Origin of the sequence: Pseudomonas vranovensis (assembly GCF_040438935.1) — a bacterium.
Taxonomy (GTDB): Bacteria; Pseudomonadota; Gammaproteobacteria; order Pseudomonadales; family Pseudomonadaceae; genus Aquipseudomonas; species Aquipseudomonas vranovensis.
This window is the reverse complement of sequence record NZ_CP159259.1, coordinates 501,954-520,000: the sequence shown is the minus strand read 5'-3', so window position 1 is coordinate 520,000 and position 18,047 is coordinate 501,954. Positions and strand designations below refer to the sequence as shown.

At 59.8% G+C, this 18,047-nt stretch carries 18 protein-coding genes (1 of these 18 only partly in view); 7 read left to right on the top strand and 11 right to left on the bottom strand.

Annotated features, from left to right (window positions below):
- Positions 1-795, top strand: partial view of an aminoglycoside phosphotransferase family protein gene (locus tag ABVN19_RS02410; protein ID WP_028943548.1) — the 3' portion only. 12 nt of this gene lie to the left of the window's left edge; only the last 795 of its 807 coding nucleotides appear in the window; its start codon lies off the left edge, out of view; it ends in the stop codon at positions 793-795.
- Positions 796-844: 49 nt separating this feature from the next.
- Positions 845-1,738 carry a formate/nitrite transporter family protein gene (locus tag ABVN19_RS02405; protein WP_028943547.1) on the top strand — a complete coding sequence of 298 codons (894 nt, stop codon included), beginning with the start codon at positions 845-847 and terminating at the stop codon, positions 1,736-1,738.
- A gap of 7 nt (positions 1,739-1,745) precedes the next feature.
- On the opposite strand, the gene ABVN19_RS02400 is transcribed toward ABVN19_RS02405, so the two are convergent.
- Positions 1,746-2,849, bottom strand: coding sequence for an MBL fold metallo-hydrolase (locus ABVN19_RS02400; RefSeq protein ID WP_105642198.1), 1,104 nt, complete (start codon positions 2,847-2,849; stop codon positions 1,746-1,748).
- 126 nt (positions 2,850-2,975) lie between these two features.
- Here ABVN19_RS02400 and ABVN19_RS02395 point away from each other — a divergent pair, with 126 nt between their 5' ends.
- Together ABVN19_RS02395 and ABVN19_RS02390 are read left to right on the top strand one after the other, a co-directional pair.
- Positions 2,976-4,052, top strand: coding sequence for a diguanylate cyclase (locus ABVN19_RS02395; protein ID WP_084167953.1), 1,077 nt, complete (start codon positions 2,976-2,978; stop codon positions 4,050-4,052).
- A gap of 57 nt (positions 4,053-4,109) precedes the next feature.
- On the top strand, positions 4,110-6,692 hold the full coding sequence (locus ABVN19_RS02390) for an EAL domain-containing protein (protein ID WP_105642199.1): 2,583 nt from the start codon (positions 4,110-4,112) through the stop codon (positions 6,690-6,692).
- Here the strand turns inward: ABVN19_RS02390 and ABVN19_RS02385 are convergent.
- Positions 6,689-7,270, bottom strand: coding sequence for a TetR/AcrR family transcriptional regulator (locus tag ABVN19_RS02385; RefSeq protein ID WP_105642200.1), 582 nt, complete (start codon positions 7,268-7,270; stop codon positions 6,689-6,691). The two genes, ABVN19_RS02390 and ABVN19_RS02385, sit on opposite strands and share 4 nt — an antisense overlap.
- Positions 7,271-7,382: 112 nt before the next feature.
- On the opposite strand from ABVN19_RS02385, the gene ABVN19_RS02380 reads away from it, so the two are divergent.
- Complete coding sequence (locus ABVN19_RS02380; RefSeq protein WP_105642201.1) at positions 7,383-8,819, top strand: amidase; 1,437 nt, start codon at positions 7,383-7,385, stop codon at positions 8,817-8,819.
- A gap of 8 nt (positions 8,820-8,827) precedes the next feature.
- On the opposite strand, the gene ABVN19_RS02375 is transcribed toward ABVN19_RS02380, so the two are convergent.
- A complete protein-coding gene (locus ABVN19_RS02375; protein ID WP_028943541.1) occupies positions 8,828-9,151 on the bottom strand; it encodes a DUF2025 family protein in 324 nt (107 codons plus the stop codon).
- A 198-nt stretch (positions 9,152-9,349) separates the two neighbouring features.
- Here ABVN19_RS02375 and ABVN19_RS02370 point away from each other — a divergent pair, with 198 nt between their 5' ends.
- Positions 9,350-10,564: an ATP-binding protein gene (locus ABVN19_RS02370; RefSeq protein ID WP_028943540.1), complete on the top strand. Its 1,215-nt coding sequence runs from the start codon at positions 9,350-9,352 to the stop codon at positions 10,562-10,564.
- Here ABVN19_RS02370 and ABVN19_RS02365 read toward each other — a convergent pair.
- Positions 10,503-11,420 carry a LysR family transcriptional regulator gene (locus ABVN19_RS02365; RefSeq protein ID WP_105642202.1) on the bottom strand — a complete coding sequence of 306 codons (918 nt, stop codon included), beginning with the start codon at positions 11,418-11,420 and terminating at the stop codon, positions 10,503-10,505. The genes ABVN19_RS02370 and ABVN19_RS02365 overlap by 62 nt on opposite strands.
- Before the next feature lie 123 nt (positions 11,421-11,543).
- Between ABVN19_RS02365 and ABVN19_RS02360 the strand changes: the two genes are divergently transcribed.
- A complete protein-coding gene (locus ABVN19_RS02360) occupies positions 11,544-12,302 on the top strand; it encodes an SDR family oxidoreductase (RefSeq protein ID WP_028943538.1) in 759 nt (252 codons plus the stop codon).
- Position 12,303: 1 nt separating this feature from the next.
- On the opposite strand, the gene ABVN19_RS02355 is transcribed toward ABVN19_RS02360, so the two are convergent.
- From ABVN19_RS02355 to ABVN19_RS02325, 7 genes are all read right to left on the bottom strand, one after another.
- Positions 12,304-13,167 (bottom strand): HlyD family secretion protein, encoded by an 864-nt coding sequence (locus tag ABVN19_RS02355; protein ID WP_105642203.1) that lies wholly within the window; start codon positions 13,165-13,167, stop codon positions 12,304-12,306.
- A 12-nt stretch (positions 13,168-13,179) separates the two neighbouring features.
- Positions 13,180-13,386: a DUF1656 domain-containing protein gene (locus ABVN19_RS02350; RefSeq protein WP_028943536.1), complete on the bottom strand. Its 207-nt coding sequence runs from the start codon at positions 13,384-13,386 to the stop codon at positions 13,180-13,182.
- On the bottom strand, positions 13,373-15,361 hold the full coding sequence (locus tag ABVN19_RS02345) for an FUSC family protein (RefSeq protein ID WP_028943535.1): 1,989 nt from the start codon (positions 15,359-15,361) through the stop codon (positions 13,373-13,375). Before ABVN19_RS02345 ends, ABVN19_RS02350 begins: the two co-directional genes overlap by 14 nt.
- A 235-nt stretch (positions 15,362-15,596) precedes the next feature.
- Entirely contained in the window at positions 15,597-15,713 is a 117-nt protein-coding gene (ccoM, locus tag ABVN19_RS02340) for a cytochrome c oxidase subunit CcoM (protein ID WP_028943534.1), read from the bottom strand.
- A gap of 134 nt (positions 15,714-15,847) precedes the next feature.
- A complete protein-coding gene (locus ABVN19_RS02335; RefSeq protein WP_165957326.1) occupies positions 15,848-16,009 on the bottom strand; it encodes a hypothetical protein in 162 nt (53 codons plus the stop codon).
- A gap of 78 nt (positions 16,010-16,087) precedes the next feature.
- Entirely contained in the window at positions 16,088-16,417 is a 330-nt protein-coding gene (locus ABVN19_RS02330; RefSeq protein ID WP_028943533.1) for a hypothetical protein, read from the bottom strand.
- A 141-nt stretch (positions 16,418-16,558) separates the two neighbouring features.
- Positions 16,559-17,203, bottom strand: coding sequence for a hypothetical protein (locus ABVN19_RS02325; RefSeq protein ID WP_028943532.1), 645 nt, complete (start codon positions 17,201-17,203; stop codon positions 16,559-16,561).
- Between the last annotated feature and the right edge of the window lie 844 nt (positions 17,204-18,047).

Genomic DNA, 18,047 nt, shown 5'->3' with positions numbered 1-18,047 from the left:
TACCTGCAGCGCTGGCAACTGATTCCCGATGGAACTCCCCTCATTACTGCCAGCAGTCACCTGCTTGCAGTGGTGTACCAGGGTGAACTCGCCATGCTTAAAGTGGCCTGTACACGTGAGGAACAACATGGCGCCGAGGTGATGACGTGGTGGAACGGCGAAGGCGCGGCGCGGGTATTGGCTCACGCCGACAACGGCCTGTTGCTGGAGCGCGCGCTGGGGCCGGACTCATTGGCCAAGTATGCCGAACAAGGACGCGATGAGCAGGCCACCCGCATTCTGTGCCAGACCATTGCGCTGTTGCACGCCCCACGCAACAGGCCTGCACTACCGCTGATAGAACTGGGGACCTGGTTCAGCAGTTTGTGGTCAGCCGCCGATGCCTATGACGGCTTCTATAGAGACTGCGCCCAACTGGCCCAGAAATTGTTGGCCGCCCCACAAGAAGAATGCGTACTGCACGGCGATATCCACCACGGCAATGTCCTGGACTTCGGCGCACGCGGTTGGCGTGCCATCGACCCCAAGTGCCTCTACGGTGAACGCACATTCGATTACGCCAACCTGTTCTGCAACCCCTCCCCTCGCATCGCCACAGATGCACGTCTTTTCAGCCAACGACTGGCGACGGTCTGCCGAGTCGCCTCGTTGCCGCGCCAGCGACTGCTGCAATGGATCGTTGCCTGGTGCGGTTTATCCGCGGCCTGGTTCCTCGAAGACGGTCTGCATGAGCAAGCCGCCCCTCGCTTGAAGGTGGCACAACTTGCACTCGATGCGCTGGAGGCAGGCAACTAATCCGCTCGCCGTCGATCTGTAGAGAAGGCACTCCATGCGAGCCATAGCCATGAGCGATACAGAAAACGGCAAGACCCCAGGTCTGTCAGCGGACGAAGAGCAAGAGGTCAGTCACAACCAACCCCCACGCGCAGCCGTGTTGCACGAGATCATTCGCTACCAGGGTGACCAGGAACTGGAACGTACGATCGCCGCCCTTTGGTGGTCGGCGCTGGCGGCGGGATTGAGCATGGGCCTGTCGATGATGGCCATGGGACTTTTCTATGCACGCCTGCCCGAAGGAGACAGCAGCCAAGTGATTGCCAGCCTGGGCTACAGCGCCGGGTTTCTCGCGGTAATCCTGGCCCGCCAGCAACTGTTCACCGAAAACACCCTGACCGCCGTGCTGCCAGTCATGACCGACCCTACGCTGAACAATCTCGGACGTCTGCTGCGCTTATGGACCGTGGTGCTGTTCGGCAACCTCGCCGGTACCATACTGGTCTCCTACGTGATGCTATACCTGCCCATTTTCGACAGTAAGACCGACGCGGCCTTTCTCGACATCGGTCACAAGGTGATGGAGAACAATCTGCAGCAGATGTTTGCCAAAGGCATTATCTCGGGTTGGATGATCGCCACCATGGTCTGGATGATCCCCTCTATGGAGCACGCAAAAATCTGGATCATCCTGATGATCACCTACCTCATGGCGCTGGGTGACTTTACCCATATCGTCGTCGGCTCGGTGGAGGTCTCGTACCTGGCCTGGGCTGGAGAAGTCAGTTGGCCGGCCTTCTGGCTGGACTTCGCCGCCCCCACCCTCGTCGGCAACATTATCGGCGGCAGTTTCATCTTTGCGCTGATCAGCCATGCCCAGGTCCGCAGCGACAGCGGCAAGCCTCCCTCCCAGTTACCCGCCCTGGACAAGGACAAAAAACCGCGCCAACACCCACAGCGCTAGCGCGTTTCTACAAGTCCTTCATGGCCATGACCCGCTCGCCGGCACCTTCTTGTAGCTGACGCTGCAGTTTGGGTAGCCACCAGGCCGGGCCGCCATGGGGGTGTTCCAGACTCACCCGCTCGCCCATCTGGGGCGTGCTGAGCGGCACCTGCGCGGCATTGGCCAAAGCGAGGATGCGGTCGAAAGGTTCGTGCCAGCTGTGGGTGGACAGATCGAAAGTACCGTTGTGCACCGGCAGCAGCCAGCGCCCACCTAGGTCCTGGTGGGCCTGCAGGCTTTGTTCGGGCTGCATATGGACGTTGGGCCAGTCGCGGTTGTAGGCACCGGTTTCGATCAAGGTCACATCAAAAGGCCCATAGCGCTCGCCAATCTGCTTGAACCCGTCGAAGTACCCGGTATCGCCGCTGAAGAACAGCCGTAGGTTGTCATCAAGGATGACCCACGACGCCCATAGCCTGGTGTTACTGTCGAACAAACCGCGCCCGGAAAAGTGCTGTGCTGGCGTGGCCACGAAACGAATACCCTCGATCCGGGTTTCCTGCCACCAGTCCAACTGTTGCACCTTGGTTGCTGGCACCCCCCAATCGATCAGCAGGTCACCAACCCCCAGCGGCGAGATGAAGTACTCGGCACGGTCGGCCAGTTGCCGGATGGCGTGCTCATCGAGGTGATCATAGTGGTCATGGGAAAGGATCACTGCTGTCAACGGCGGCAGTTCATCGAGCGTGAGCGGCGGCTGGTGGAATCGTTGCGGCCCGGCCCATTGCACCGGCGAGGCGCGCTCGGCAAACACCGGGTCGGTGATAAAAAAACGTTCGCGCAGCTTGAGCAGTACCGTGGAATGCCCGAGCCGCCACACACTGCGATCAGGGGCTTCGAACAGTTGCTGGCGGCTCAAGGGCTGTACGGCAATCTCCACATCCGGGCGGGTATCCGCCGGCTTGCTGAGGAACAGAAACTTGAAACCGATGCGCAGCTTTTTGAGCGCACTGTCCTGGGGCAACTGACGCAGGTTGTGGTAGCGCCCATCCTGGCGTTGCGCCGGTTCACCAGCGTGCGGGGTCAGAGGGGCCATGAGCAGAAGCACTCCAAGGATGAGGGTAAGTTTCATGGTACCCCAAGGTGGATGCATCAACTATGAAATGGCCTGTAAGGCCATTTTTCAGTAGCGTGCGATTGTTCAACAATGTTCACCGCTTCTATGCGATAAACGGCGTCTCGGGACAGGCCAGCAACCATGATGGATAACAACAGCGGCAAGGGCCTTTCATTTGTAAGAAGGATATACCCACCGCGCATTATCGGCCTGGGCATCGGCATGCTCGGCGTAATGGCCGGTATCTCGACCCTGGACAAGCCTCAGTGGGTCTGGTGGTTGTTGCTGGCGAACGGGCTGCTCTGGCCGCACCTGGCGTATCAGCTTGCCCGACGCGCCCCGGTTCCCTATCACGCTGAATACCGCAACCTGCTGGCCGACTCGCTGATGGGGGGATTCTGGGCCGCGAACCTGCACTTCAATCCCCTGCCCAGCGTCACCATCCTCTCGATGATGGCGATGAACAATTTCGCTGCCGGTGGCCAACGCCTGTTTCTCAAGGGGTTGCTCGCCCAGTGCCTGGGTGCCGGCCTGTCTATATCGCTATTCGGTGCCGGACTTGAGCTGCAGGCGACCTCCCTGCAGGTTTACGCCTGCCTGCCCATGCTGACCCTCTACCCCATGGCGGTCGGCTGGGTCTGTTATCGCCTGGCCATGAAGCTGTCCGAGCACAAGCGCCGTCTCAGCGCCCTGAGCCGCACCGACAGCCTGACTGGCCTGCTCAATCACGGTGCATGGAAAGACCTGTTGCAACTGAAGTTCCAAATCTGCCAGCAACAGCGCTGTGGCGCTGTTATCGCGATCATCGACATCGACCACTTCAAATCCATCAATGACACCTACGGCCATGTCGTAGGCGACTGCGTGCTGAGCCAACTCAGCAGCGAACTCAAGCGCAATCTGCGTGAGCATGACCTGGCCGGTCGCTATGGTGGCGACGAGTTCTGCTTGATTCTGCCCGACACCAGCCTGGAACACGCCCGCCTGAGCATGGAGCGTCTGCGCGAACACGTCGGTAGCTACCGTAATCCGCAATTGCCGGCCCTGCGCATCAGCCTCAGCATCGGCCTTGCCAGCTATCACGAAAACCTGATCTCCCCGGAAGCCTGGTTGAACGAAGCCGACAAAGCTTTGTACACGGCGAAAAATAGCGGACGCGATCAAGTCAATTTTGCCCAGTTGGACCTCGCCCCCTTGAAGCTGGCCTATCCTGAGTGAACGTTCGCCCCTGCGGCACGGCCGCCAGGGTGCAACTCACCAAGGAGCAGCGCGTGTATGGACAGGATTGCCGAGGATTCACCGACCAGCCCACCCCCTCACCTGCAAACGCGCAAACTCATCGCCGGTATTGCTGTGCTGTTTGCCCTGGCCTGCTTGATTGCCCTCGGTGCCCTGTTCAACATTGCCCTCTCGTTGAACACCAGCGAACGTGAAAAAAGCAGTTTCTATGCACACAAGGCGCTCGAACAACGGCTTGAAGCGTCTCGGCAGTTTCTCTCCAGCTACGCGGTATGGGATGCCGCCTACGACCACCTCAATGGCGCCCCCGACCTGACCTGGGCTTATGAAGAGAAGAACGTCGGTGACTCGCTGTACACCGCCAGCGGATTTGAAGGGGTGTTTGTGGTCGATGACCAACACACCAAGTACGCCTTGCTCAAGGGCCAGCTCCGTCATGCCCCCGCCAGCACCTATATAGAAGAACCATTGGCCCCCATCATTGCCCAGGCGCGAAGCGTTGCCACCGAGCGACAGCAAACCACCCAGTATGTGCTGTTCAATGGCTGGCCGGCGGTAGTGGTGGCCGCCGCCATTCGCCCCGATGACGAGCAACTGAGCATTGATCCGCGCACCACCTCGGTGATGATGTTCGTCGACCAACTGACCCCCGAAAAACTCGACAATCTCGGCGCCGGGGCTGGCCTGAGTGGCATGCACATCGAAAAAGCAGGCGCCTTGGCAGACGATCAATCCAGCCTGGCACTGGGTGAAACCGGGTACCGCCTGGTGTGGGCCACGCCGCGTCCCGGCGACCAACTGCTCTGGGCTGTGCTGCCCCCCTTGCTGGGGGCAATGCTGGTACTGGGACTGCTGATGATCTACTTCTTTCGCTATGCATTGCGCACCGCTCGGGAAATCGACAGCTCCCTGCAAAGCCTGCAATCGAGCAATCTGGCCCTGGAGGCCAGCGAGCAGCGCTTTCGTGCGGTGGCCGAGGCCGCGTCGGACTGGATCTGGGAAACCGATAGTTTCCAGCGCCTGAGCTATCTTTCCCAGCGCTTCGTCACCGTGACTGGTTATAAGAGCGAAGACTGGCTGGGCCAACCGATCGATCAGTTGCTCAGTTGCGAGACCACCCCTCTGACGCTCTGGCTGGATAGCCAGGCTGAACCTGATCCGCAGCAGATGGCCAATCTTCGCTGCGCCTACCGCGATCAGAATGGACAGCTCTGTTTTTGTCGGGTCTCGGCGCGCTCGATCATGCTCGACGGCAAACTGGCCGGCTTTCGTGGTACCGCCAGCGATATTACGGATGAGGTGGCTGCCCATGCCCGTATCCAGCACTTGTCGATGCACGATGCGCTCACAGGCCTTGCCAACCGCAACAAGCTTTCGCGCTTTCTGGAACAGGCGCTGCTCAAGGGCCAGAAAGCCCCACCCTTGACGCTGTTGCTGTTGGACCTGGACAGCTTCAAGCCGATCAACGACTCGCTCGGCCATGCCGCCGGGGACGCCGTATTGCTGGAGGTTGCCGTGCGTCTGCGCGATTCGACCCGCGATGGAGACCTGGTAGCACGCCTGGGTGGCGACGAATTCGTCCTGGTGATGAACGGCATGGACAGCCGCAATGAAATCGACCGTTTCTGTGCCCGCATGATCGACAACCTGCACCAGCCAATCCACTACGAGGAACAGGCCCTGCATATCGGTGCAAGCCTTGGCGTCGCCCAGACTCGCTTGCAAGGCTTCGACGCCGATGAACTGATACGCTGCGCCGATATTGCTTTGTACCAGGCCAAGGCCGATGGCAAGAACACCTGGCGCTATTTCTCACCGGAGATGAACGAACAAATCCAGTACCGTCGACAACTGGAAAACGACTTGCGCAAGGCACTCAAGAACAATGAATTCGTCCTGCACTTTCAGCCACGCTATCGTCTGGAGACGCTGGAAATCGTCTCGGTCGAAGCCTTGGTACGCTGGCAGCATCCCATTGAGGGACTACTGGGCCCGGACACGTTCATTCCACTGGCCGAACAGACCGACCTCATTGTGCCGCTGGGCCGCTGGGTGCTGCGCGAAGCCTGCGAAACAGCACGCAACTGGCCAAATCATCTACTGGTGTCGGTCAACCTCTCGCCGGCGCAGTTCTCCCGCAGCGATGTGGTCAATGACGTCTACACCATCCTCGTCGAAACCGGCTTCCCGGCGCAGCGCCTGGAGCTGGAGATCACTGAGAACGTCATGCTCAACGATATCGAGGGCGCCCTGGGCACCATGACGGCGCTCAAGGAACTGGGCGTGCGCCTGAACATGGATGACTTCGGTACCGGCTATTCTTCGCTGGGCTACCTGCGCACCTATCCCTTCGACAGCATCAAGATCGACAAGCGCTTCATCGCGGGCCTGAGTACTGAAAGCAATGACCGCGCCGTGGTCCAGGCCATCATCAACCTGGGCAAGGCCATGGGCCTGACGGTCACCGCCGAAGGCGTGGAAACCGAGCAGCAACTCGAGGCCCTGGGCAAGGAAAAGTGCCATGAGGTCCAGGGCTACTACCTGAGCAAGCCGGTCGACAAACTGGCCTTCGAGCAACTGCTGCTCAACCACAACAGCAGCCGCTCCGGCGCCTCCTAGCTCGCCACCAGCCCCAGGCGCTTGCGTACCAGGATCAACAGGTTGCCGGCAACATCGTCAAAGCCCTTGTTCTGCGCGACGATCTGTACGCCCTCCAGCAGCAAGGTCAGTTCAAAGGCCGCCAGTTGCGGCGCCTCCAGACCACTTTCTTCACACAGGCGAATCAACCGCGCCGCTTGCCGACGCTTGTGTGCTTCGATCAATGTCCGAGCCGGGCTGTCGCAAATCGGCAGCTCTGCCAGGGTGTTGGTATAGGCGCAGCCGCGGTGCGACGACAGTACCGGTTCCTGCACCAGAAACTCGGCAAAGCCCAGAATCTGAAGCGCCGGCTGCCCGGCAAAGCGCTCGGCCAGATCGGCCCAAACACTGTCGTACTCCTCCATCAGCAACTGCAACCAGGCCAGCACCAGAACATCCTTGGATTCAAAGTGCCGATACACGGTCATCTTGGTGCTTTCAGCCTTGGCGGCAATGGCATCGACCGTGACGCGGCTGATGCCCTCATTGAAAAACAGCTCGTGGGCGGCGTCGAGGACACGCTCGCGAGGTGGCAGACGGGCGATTCGTTGCGAACGCATGGACAGGCTCCCGGTTGACTGCGATACCAATCGGTATCACTCTATACCCATGAGTATCTTTCGATACCAATCGGTATTCTATCGTCAACCGTCACAGTAGCGGGAGTCCAGGATGAAGGTTTCTGAGTACGTGCAATACGATGCCATTGGCCTGGCTGACCTGATTGCCCGGGGCCACGTCAGCAGCAATGAAGTCATCCAGGCGGCGCACCAGGCAATCGAGGCGGTCGAGCCCAGAGTCAATGCCCTCGCCGAGCACTGGCAGGATGAACCCCTCCCCGCTCGCAGCGACGGATCACTGCATGGCGTTCCCTTCCTGATAAAGGACCTGGCCATCAGCATGCAAGGGCGGCCCCATGAGTTCGGCAGCCGTCTGGCCCAAGGCACGTACAGCGAAGCGGACTCCTTTCTGATGCAGCGCTTTCGCCGCGCAGGCCTGGTCACCCTGGGCCGTACGACAACGCCGGAGCTGGCAATCAGCACCACCACCGAGTCACTACTTTGCGGCCCGACCCGCAACCCCTGGGACTTGAGCCGCAGCGCTGGTGGCTCCAGCGGCGGCTCGGCGGCGGCAGTCGCCAGCGGCATGGTCGCGGCGGCACACGCCACCGACGGTGGCGGTTCGATCCGGGTTCCGGCGGCGGCCTGTGGCTTGTTTGGCCTCAAGCCCAGCCGAGGCCTGATCTCCATGGGGCCTTATCTGGATGAGGCGTGGAATGGTCTGGCCGTCCAAGGTGTACTCAGCCGCTCGGTGCGTGACAGCGCGCTGCTGCTCGACTGCATGGCCGGGAACGAGCCCGGTGATCCCGTCCCGCTCCCTTCCTCCTCCGGTCACTACTTGAGCGCTGTTGCCCAGGCGCCCCAGTCGTTGCGCATCGCCGTGCAACAGCACCCGCTCAATGGCAAGCGCAGCAACGACGCAATGCTTCTGGCCCTGGACGCCTTGATTGCAACCCTGGAGGGGCTGGGCCATCACTGCGAGCTGATCGAGCCAGACATGGGAGTGGGTTGGGATGCGTTCGTGAAGATGAATGCCTGCTTCTGGGCCAGCAATACCGCGGCCTGGCTCGAAGCGCTGAGCAGCGAAACCGGTCGCCCGCTCAACTGCAACTGGCTGGAGCCCGCCACCCTGGCCGTGCATGAATACGGCAAAGCCTTGCGCGCCACAGATCTGTTGGTTGCCATGGACCAACGCAACCATGTCAGCCGAAACATGGCCGGCTTCTACCAGCGCTTTGACATGCTGCTCAGCCCCAGCCTTGCCGATTTCCCCCCCATGATCGGCGCCTACAACGCCGGGCAGGAACAACTTGACGGCCTCGGCTGGATGCACCGGGTGTTCGACCACTCGCCCTTCACTGCCTTGGCCAACATTTGCGGCACAGCGTCTATGTCGGTGCCGCTGTTCCAGGACCCGGCCAGCGGTTTGCCGATCGGCATGCAGTTCAGCGCTGGCGCAGCCGGTGAAGAGCTGCTGTTGAGCCTGGCCGGTCAACTGGAGCAGGTACTGCCCTGGGCCGCGAGGCGCCCAGCAGTGTGGGCGACCTAGAACAGCCCTTAGGCCCGCAGTTGTCGCTGCGCGGCAATCTCCGGCAAGTCGCTCCGGCGCAGGTACACCCGCAGGGGTTCACTAATGTTCAGACGCTCATCGACATTCTGCGCCAGGAGGATCTCGATGAGCGCTCGGCTCAAGGTCATGACGTCGCCGTTTCCGGTCTGCCAGACAAATTCGCTGCTGGGGGTGATGCTGTCATCGGCGACGTCCATGCCGAAGGCGTCTTCGCTGAAGCGCACAATGTGCTTGCCAAGCTTGCGGTGAAATCCGACGAAACCCTTGAGCTGGTCGGCAGCGGTGCAGATGTCCTGGGATGTGATATGCATGTCAAACCTCACTTTTGCATCCACAAGGATGCGGGGCGAAAGGGATTGGCACGCAGGGCGGGAGGGTAGCTCTCTAGCGGAGCGACTCGAAGGCCAAGGGTAATGGAAATTGTTCCGCTACGGTTACGGATTTTTCACCCGATACGGGGTTGATCGCTAGACTCAATCCACACCCTGTTATTGCACCGTGGATGATTCATGAGCACTGCCGTCACTTCCGATATCGCCACCATTGGTCGTATCAATGCCGTACCCGCCATCTTGCAGGTGATTTGCGAAACCACCGGGTTACGCTTTGCTGCAGTGGCCCGGGTTACAGAAACCCGCTGGACCGCCTGCGCAGTCCTCGACACCCTGGAGTTTGGCCTGAAGGTTGGCGGCGAGCTGGACCTGACTACCACGCTATGCCACGAAATACGCAGCAGTCACCAGACCATCGTGATCGACAAGGCCAGCGAGGACGAGCTCTATTGCAATCATCACACACCTCGCATCTACAAATTCGAGAGCTACATCTCAGTACCTGTGTTCCGCGCCGACGGCAGTTTCTTCGGCACCATCTGCGCCCTTGACCCATTGCCTGCAGCCCTCAAGGGCAGCGCCATCCAGCCGATGATGGAGTCTTTTGCACGGTTGCTGTCGATTCAGATCGAAAGTGAAGAAAACACTCAGAAGACCGAAGAGGCCCTGCAGAAGGAGCGCGCGACGGCTGAAGTCCGCGAACAGTTTATCGCGGTGCTGGGCCACGACCTGCGCAACCCGCTGTTCGCCATCACCGCCGGGGCGGAGCTGTTGACCCAGCGCCTGGAAGAAGAAAAGAGCCGGGCCATTGCCCAGCACATCCTCACCTGCGGTCGTCGCGCCACACAGTTGGTTCGCGACGTACTGGACTTTGCCCGCGGACGCCTGGGCAATGGCATTGTGGTCGCTATCAAGCCCTGCCCGGACCTGGCGGATGCACTCCAGCATGTCACCTCGGAGTTGCAGAGGGTTCACCCGCATCGGCAGATAATCCAGCACATCGGTGATCTCGACGGCATAGATTGCGATCGTGAACGGGTCTCCCAACTGCTTTCCAACCTGCTTGCCAATGCTCTGACCCACGGCGACGCGACGCAACCGGTGGACATCAGTGCACAGGTGCGTGATCGGGTTTTCGTGCTCGGCGTACACAACTTCGGCAAGCCTATTGCTGCCCCTGTGTTGGGGCAACTGTTCCAACCCTTCTCCCGTCCGATCAGCGATACCCCCCAAACCGGCCTGGGCCTTGGCCTGTACATTGCCAACCAGATCGCCCTGGCTCATGGTGGGCGCATGGAAGTGATCTCAAGCCAGGAGGCCGGAACCCTCTTCAGCTTCCGCTTGCCACTGGATCGAGTCGAGGCTCAAGCAAAGCTGCCAGCCAATCCATAAACGCGCGCAGCCGGGGCGACACGTGTTGTTGCCGGGCAAACAGCAACGACACCGGCAAAGATGGCGCAACATAATCCGCCAGCAGTGCCACCAGCTCACCCCGTTCCAGATAACCCTGCAACCCTGCCGCCGGGGCCTGGATCAGTCCGAGCCCGGCAAGGCAGGCGCTCTCGTAGGCCTCTGTGCTGTTGACAGTAATCGCTCCGGCCATGGGTTGAACCTGCAGGGTGCCCGACTGCAGGTATTCGAAGCCTGCACTGCGGCTGCCAAGGTTCCTCACGTAATGGATCAACTGGTGCCGATGCAGGTCGGCCAGGCAGGTCGGCGTGCCATGACGTTGCAGGTAACCCGGGCTTGCACAGTTGATCTGCGCCAGGCTGCCCAAGGGCCGGGCAATCAGGTCAAGGTCACTCAAGGTACCGATGCGCAGTACGCAGTCGAACCCTTCGCGCAACAAGTCGACCTGTCGATCCGTGCAACTGATCTCAAGCGCCACCCCCGGATGACGCGACATGAATATCGGCAAGTTGGGCAGCACGATGCGCCGTGCCATCAACGTCGGCAGGTCGACCCGCAAACGCCCGGTGAGCGTTGCTGTGTCGCTATGGAAAAGCCCCTCGATCTCGTCCATGCGCGACAACAGGTCTTTGCTACGCTCGTACAGGCGCAGGCCGTCCTGGGTCGCCTGCACCCGCCGCGTGGTGCGGTTGAGCAAGCGCGTACCGAGCAGTGTTTCAAGGGCTCGGATCTGTTCCGAAACCGTTGAACGCGGCAACCCCAGGTTCTCTCCGGCCAGCGTGAAGCTCGACAGCTCACTGACCCGGACAAAGGTTCGCAGCAACTCCAACTTGTTCATGGCCGCAGGCTCGATTGTTCGCTGATGCCGATCAGTATTTCCGAAATCTGCGGATTTATCTGCACCCGAGCGACCAATAGACTTTCCTCGACTTCTTCCTATACCGCTGCGAGGTTACAGAACATGACGCGCAAAATCGCATTGATTACCGGTGCCAGCCGGGGACTGGGTAAAAACACCGCAGTACACCTGGCCGCCCAGGGTATCGACATCATCGGCACCTACCACAGCAAGGCGCAGGAAGCCCAGGAACTGGTCCAGACTCTGGAGCAACAGGGCGTTCGCGCCGCCATGCTGCAACTGGACGTCAGCAACAGTGCAAGCTTTGCCGTATTTGTCGAACAGCTGCGCCACACCCTCGAATCGGCCTTCGGCCGCGAGCAGCTGGATTTTCTGGTGAACAATGCCGGCATCGGCATCAACGCTCCCTTTAGTGAAACCACTGAGACGCAGTTCGACCAGCTGTGCAATATCCAGCTAAAAGGCCCGTTCTTCCTTACCCAACAACTGCTCCCGCTGATTGCCGACCAGGGCCGGGTCGTGAATATCTCCACTGGGCTGACTCGCTTCGCTCTCCCTGGCTACGCCGCTTATGCCGTCATGAAGGGTGCCATGGAGGTACTGACCCGTTATCAGGCCAAGGAGCTGGGCGCGCGCGGGATCCGCGTCAACATCCTCGCACCCGGAGCCATCGAAACAGATTTTGGCGGTGGCGTGGTGCGCGACAACTCAGACGTCAACGACTTCATCGCCAGCAACACCGCCCTGGGACGGGTCGGCCTGCCGGACGACATCGGCGCTGCCATCGCCCTGTTGCTGAGCGATGGCGCAGGCTGGATCACCGGCCAACGGCTGGAAGTGTCCGGCGGCATGTTCCTCTGAGTCAGCGCTGGTCTTCATGCACCTGGACGCTGGCCGTCATGCCGGCGCTCAGCGGCATGTCCTCGGGAATCTGATCCAGCTTGATCCGCACAGGGATACGCTGTGCCAGGCGCACCCAGTTGAAGGTCGGCTCGACTTCGGCAAGCAACTGGCTGTCGGGATTGGTGTTTCGATCGGTGATCCCGCGACTGATGCTCTCGACATGTCCCTGCATGGGCTCTCCGGCGCTCATCAACCAGACCTTGACCGGGTCGCCGACGCGGATGCGCGGCAACTTGGTCTCTTCAAAATAGGCCTGAACATAGAAGGTCGAGTCGTCGATCAAGGCCATGACCGGCTGCCCGGCATTGACGAAGTTGCCCTCGGCCAAGCGCAAGTTGGTGATATGACCATCACGTGGCGCCTTGACCTGGCTGCGGGCCAGGTTGATGGCTGCTTCCGTGACTTCGGCCTGCGCTTCACGCAATTGGCCCCGGGCCACCGCGGCGTTGATCTGGGCGTTTTCACGTAACTCGGCGCTGATTGCCTGCGGCCCCAGGGCCAGGCGTCGGGAGGCTTCGTGTTCACGCAGGCGCAGTTGATGCTGGCGGGTCTCGGCCACGGCATTGGCCTTTTCAAGGGCGGCTTCAAAACGGTCGCGGTCGATCGACATGAGCAAGTCCCCCTTCTTTACCTGCTGGTTGTCCTGGACCTTGAGTTCGCGCACCCAGCCCGACACGTCGGGGGCGATGATCACCACGTCAGCGCGAATTTTCGCATCGCGGGTCCAGGGAGTGAGCATGTAGTACTGCCAGAGCTTCCAGCCGGCAAATACTGCCACTGCCACCAGGCACAGCGTCACTGCGATACGTACCAATGCACGCATGGTCCACACTCCTTACAAAGGCCCCAACCCGAGCGTTACCCCGGTCAAGACACAAACGAACAGCGCGCAATCGAACAAGGCTTCATGCCAGATCCATCGCCCCAACGGCGTCAGGCGCAACAGCAACCGCACCGCAGCGGTCACTGCCAACGCCAATACCACATAAATCAGAAACGGGCTGAGCAGTACGCCGCCCAATGCCCACTCACGCAAACCCATGGATTTCCTCCTGGCGTCGACACCATTTGCCCCAACTGCGCTGCAGCTGCAACACCGCGCCCACCGCCAGACGCAGTGGATCGCTGGGAGGCTGGCGTTGCAGGGCCTTGATAAACTGTTCGCTGGCCGCATCCAGGCGCTGACCCCGACCCGGTGCCGGCCCACGCGCCAACACCGCTTCCAATTGCTGCAGATACTCCCGCTCGGCAGCGGCCAGCGGCGCCTGGGCCACGGCCAGGCAATGGCGCAGGTGCAGCAGCTCATCACCGATATCCAATCCATGCACACCATCGTCCCAACGGCTGCGGTCCTGCTCCGGCAGCGCGGTGTAATGCCGTGCCAGTTGCAACAGGCGGTCGGCCATCCGGCCACCGAACCAGGTTTCGGCCCCGCGCAGATCCCGCCGGGTCAACCGCACCAGATCGTTCTGGGTGGCAGCCCGCAACCGCCGGCCATGCCACGCTGGGTTACGCAGCACCAGCAGCTTGAACGCCAGCACCGCAGCCCCCACACCGATCAACATGGCCTGGGCACTGTTGAGGAAGGTCGCCACCTCGAAGCTCATGGCGTTGAGCGGTGCCACCAGCACAATGAAGTGCAGGCAATACGAGGTGGCCGTGGCGCCGATGCGCGGATTGGCCATGCCCAACGCTCCAAAGAACAAAGGCACGCCCATGGCCATGCACAACATGGGAAAACCGTTCCACTGGGGCAACAGAATCTGCCCCACAAAAAACGCTACCGGGATTGCCAGCAGAATCCCGCGCAAAAAGCTCATGCCGATCTGCGCACCGTTCTCGCGGCTGGCGAACAAACTGCAGACGACACAGGTGAGCACCAACCCGCCTGGAGCCGCAGTCCAGGCAGTGGCCAGCCAGAAGCTGGCCATGGCCAGAAATGCAAGCGCACTGCGCGATCCGAACAACAATGCCAGCGGCACATCGCGGTGCGCGGCGAGGCTATCAGGTACATCCAGCGGTGCCTTGCCCTCTTCCACCGCGCGCAGCGCCAGGGTCGCCGCCATGGCGGTATCCAGCAGCAAGGTCAGGCGTGCCAGGCAATAGTGTTCGGCCGTATTGATGGTGTCATCGTGGGCCGCGTCCCAAACGCGCTGACGCAGCAACAGCAAACTCGCCTGGTCAGGTGTGGCCAGGGCGGCCCGGACCTCATCGAGCCAGGGTTGCAGGTGCAAGGTCTGGGCCTGGTCCAGTTGCTGCCACTGGCGACGCACCGAACGGGCAATGCGCAACAGCACCAGCAGCTTCTGACTCAAGCCCCGAATGGCCCGGCCCCGCTCCCGTCCCAGTCGCCCTTCAAACCAGGCGTGTTCGCGCTGGGCATCCACGGCAACGATACGTCCGAGAATCTCCAGAAGCCCTTTACGGGCCTGCTCCTCGCCCGTCAGGGTCGCACTGGCTGCCTGTAGACCATTGATCCAGGCCTGCCGCGCCTGCCCGCCCAATTGCTGCTCGACCCGCATTGGCCAGAGCAAGGCGCTGCTGGCCGTGGCACAGACAATGCCCAGGCAGATCTCGGTACAACGCGCCACGGCCTGGTCGAACACCAGCAGCGGATGGCTGATCGCCGGCAAGGCAATGATCGCCACGGTGTAGCCGGCCAGTACGAATGAATAAGACCAGGCGCTGCGCAGCAACGTCGAGCAAGCGGTACACAGTGCCAGCCACAAGGCCAGGGCCAGCAGGAACAACCAGGGCGTCTGGGCGAACAGTCCCATGAACACCACTGACATGATGGTGCCAACCAGGGTACCGAACAGCCGCGCCAAGCCCTTCTGCAGAACCATGCCCGACAGCGGTTGGGCAACGATGAAGGCGGTCATCAATGCCCACGCCGGTTGCTCAAGCCCCCAACGCAATGCCAGCCACAAGGCCAGGCCGCCACCGAGCACGGTCTTGAGGGCAAATTGCACTGCGAGTCTGTTCGGCGCCAGCAGGGCCTGCAACGTGATGGGCACGGGATGAACCTTGGAAAACGATGATCTAAAGATAGTCAGGATGGTGCGGAAAGGTTGAAGCTTAATAATTAGCTAGCTAACCATCAAGCTCTACAGGAGCGGGCTTGCCCCGCGATGCGATGGATGAGTGAAATCAGGCGAAATGACTATCGCGGGGCAAGCCCGTTCCTACAGGCAAAAAAATGGGCGACCGAAGTCGCCCTAAATGCCTTGCGTGCCCGTGAATCTGGAAGAATCAGCGCTGTTTGCGCTTGGTCGAGTCCTTCCAGATGAAAATTCCGAATCCAACGAAGAACAGCAACATCAGGCCGACCGTAATTACTCCAGCGATAACCACATTATCGAAGAACATGTCGGCCTCCATTTGCCTGCACCTGTCTGATGGGCTCAAGGTATCGAATGGACGGCGGGAAGAAATTGACCGAGGTCAATGGCACCCGGGGCCGGGCGCAGGAGGGGGGTGCAGGCTTGACCTGCATCAAGCTTTCAACGCTTCTTGGGTTTGCCCTTGGGCTTCTTCTTGACCTTGCCCAGTGGCATGGCCTGTTCAAACGCCTGGCGTACTTCATTCAGGCGTTTTTCATTGAGGTCGTGGACGCGTCGGGCGCGTTCGGCACCGAGGTCGATCAGGTTGTCATCTTGGCTCATGGTCTGGCTCAGGAAGCGGACGGTGATTCCATAATAATGAAGGCTGCAACCGGGTCTGACCAGTACGGGCGCATCGTTTCAGACTTCGATGTCCACCAGCTGGCCCTGACGGGGCTCATCATCGATCAATGGCGCGACCGGCACCGTGTTGTCGGCATTGACCTCATCGCCTGGTACAGGCTGATAATCCGCTTGCTCCCCATTCGGCTGATGCCGGCGCTGCTTGCGCTGTTGCTCCTCACGCAGCAGCAGCGCCGCTTGGTGCGGATCGCGGTGCTTGAGGTCGATGGCGCCGTCACTGGAACTCGGCTGGGCAGGCACCACTGGCTTGATATCCGGCGTCGGCTTGACCGGGTCCAGTTGCGACGTCACGGGGGCAGCACTGAGCGGAATGAGGGGCGGCAGCATGATGGTGATCTCCTGTCGCCAATGTGTCGGCCGCAGCGCGGTATTCTTGAGCCGATGGTGATGAATGTGGGCAGGCAGAGCGCACTGCCCTCAAGCGCCTAAGGTGCCGATCATCACCTTATGGAAACACATTGATTGATGTCAGCTACACACATAAGGCGTGGGCGACATGGGGTAGACAGCGCAGATTTTCTTACCGCTCGCCCATGTTGAGTTCATCGTCATCCCAAGCACCAGCGTATAGAATTTGCCCTGCGCGTCGACCACTGCATAAAATTCTTTTGATAACGCCTTGTCCACAAACATTTGCGCCGAGGTCATTCCTCGTGTGGGATTGAATGCAGAGACCTGGGTAACCCTGCCATCAGAAACCGCATTCTTCCACGCATCGTTGGCTTGCCGGGTGCCGTCCAGGACACGTGTCGATCCCGTACCAATATGACCTATATATCGAATGCCGTTCAGGTTGAACCTCGTGATCCAGCAACCCGACATTTTGCCTGTCAGAACATCATGGCCGGTATCACGGATGCACGTTACTTTACCGGGGACGTAAGGAAGCCACTTGAAGATCCTGTGCACATTGTCCTGGGCACCCTCATTCATTTCAATTGATCTAGGGCCTGTCCCCAGAAAACCTGAACGCACAGAAACACCGATATTATAAGAACTATTCACCGCCTCCAGAAAGTGCTCGGGAAAACTGGGGTTATCCGGCATGAAGTTATCCTGAAAATACTCCCCCGGCTTTTTAAGGTACCGACCCACCAACACTTTTTCAATCATACTTCACCGCCCTCAAATTGAGCTTATTTAATATTCTCTACGCCTGCCATCACCCCTTACACTCCATTGGTGCGGCGACGCAAAATAGAATTATCCGATCACTCAATCGTAAATATTCCAGCGACAGGTTGCAATGACGCACCTTGCTTGAATCTGCGCACTGCCTAGGTGACCAGGCATATGACCATCGTGCGCTGCAGCCTTTGAAGTACGGCCTTTCCCAGGGGGTTACGCGTTTGAAAATTGTAATTTTACTGCGACCAACACAGCGTATCCATAGGTATGCGAATTTATTAACCCACCTAAATGTAGAATTTTCCTACAGCCATTGTAGAACTATTCCCAAGCCTTTAACCCGATGGCATCACCCTCCCCTCAGCGTCACACCGACTTGCCCCCCCAACGCTGCAGAACAGCGTTCCATTTCGTCATCCGCAAGTTAATTAACCATACAGTATGATTAAAAAAGACCATTAAACAAACTTCGCGACGGACACATTGCCCGCAACCGGCGCCCACAAACAATAACGGCACGGTGCACTTGCGTCGCGTGCCTGTAAAGCTGCCGTTCATTGTTGATACGTGAATTATCGGTGGCGGCCTTGTCGGCCACCGCATAACGGCTGCCAAGCCTGAATGATTACGGGAAACTGTGGCTGTTGAGATCGCCGTCGCGAAACGCGCGCAAAGTGTCCGGGGGAAAGCCCTCAGGGACAATCAGCAGGTCGAAGTCCCCAAAAATGGCATTGATAAGGACCTCATCGTTTTATGGGGCCACAGGCTGAAATGCTAGACTCTTTGGTCTGAACAGCTCCTATCCGTTAAGATAGTCGGCTTTTTCATG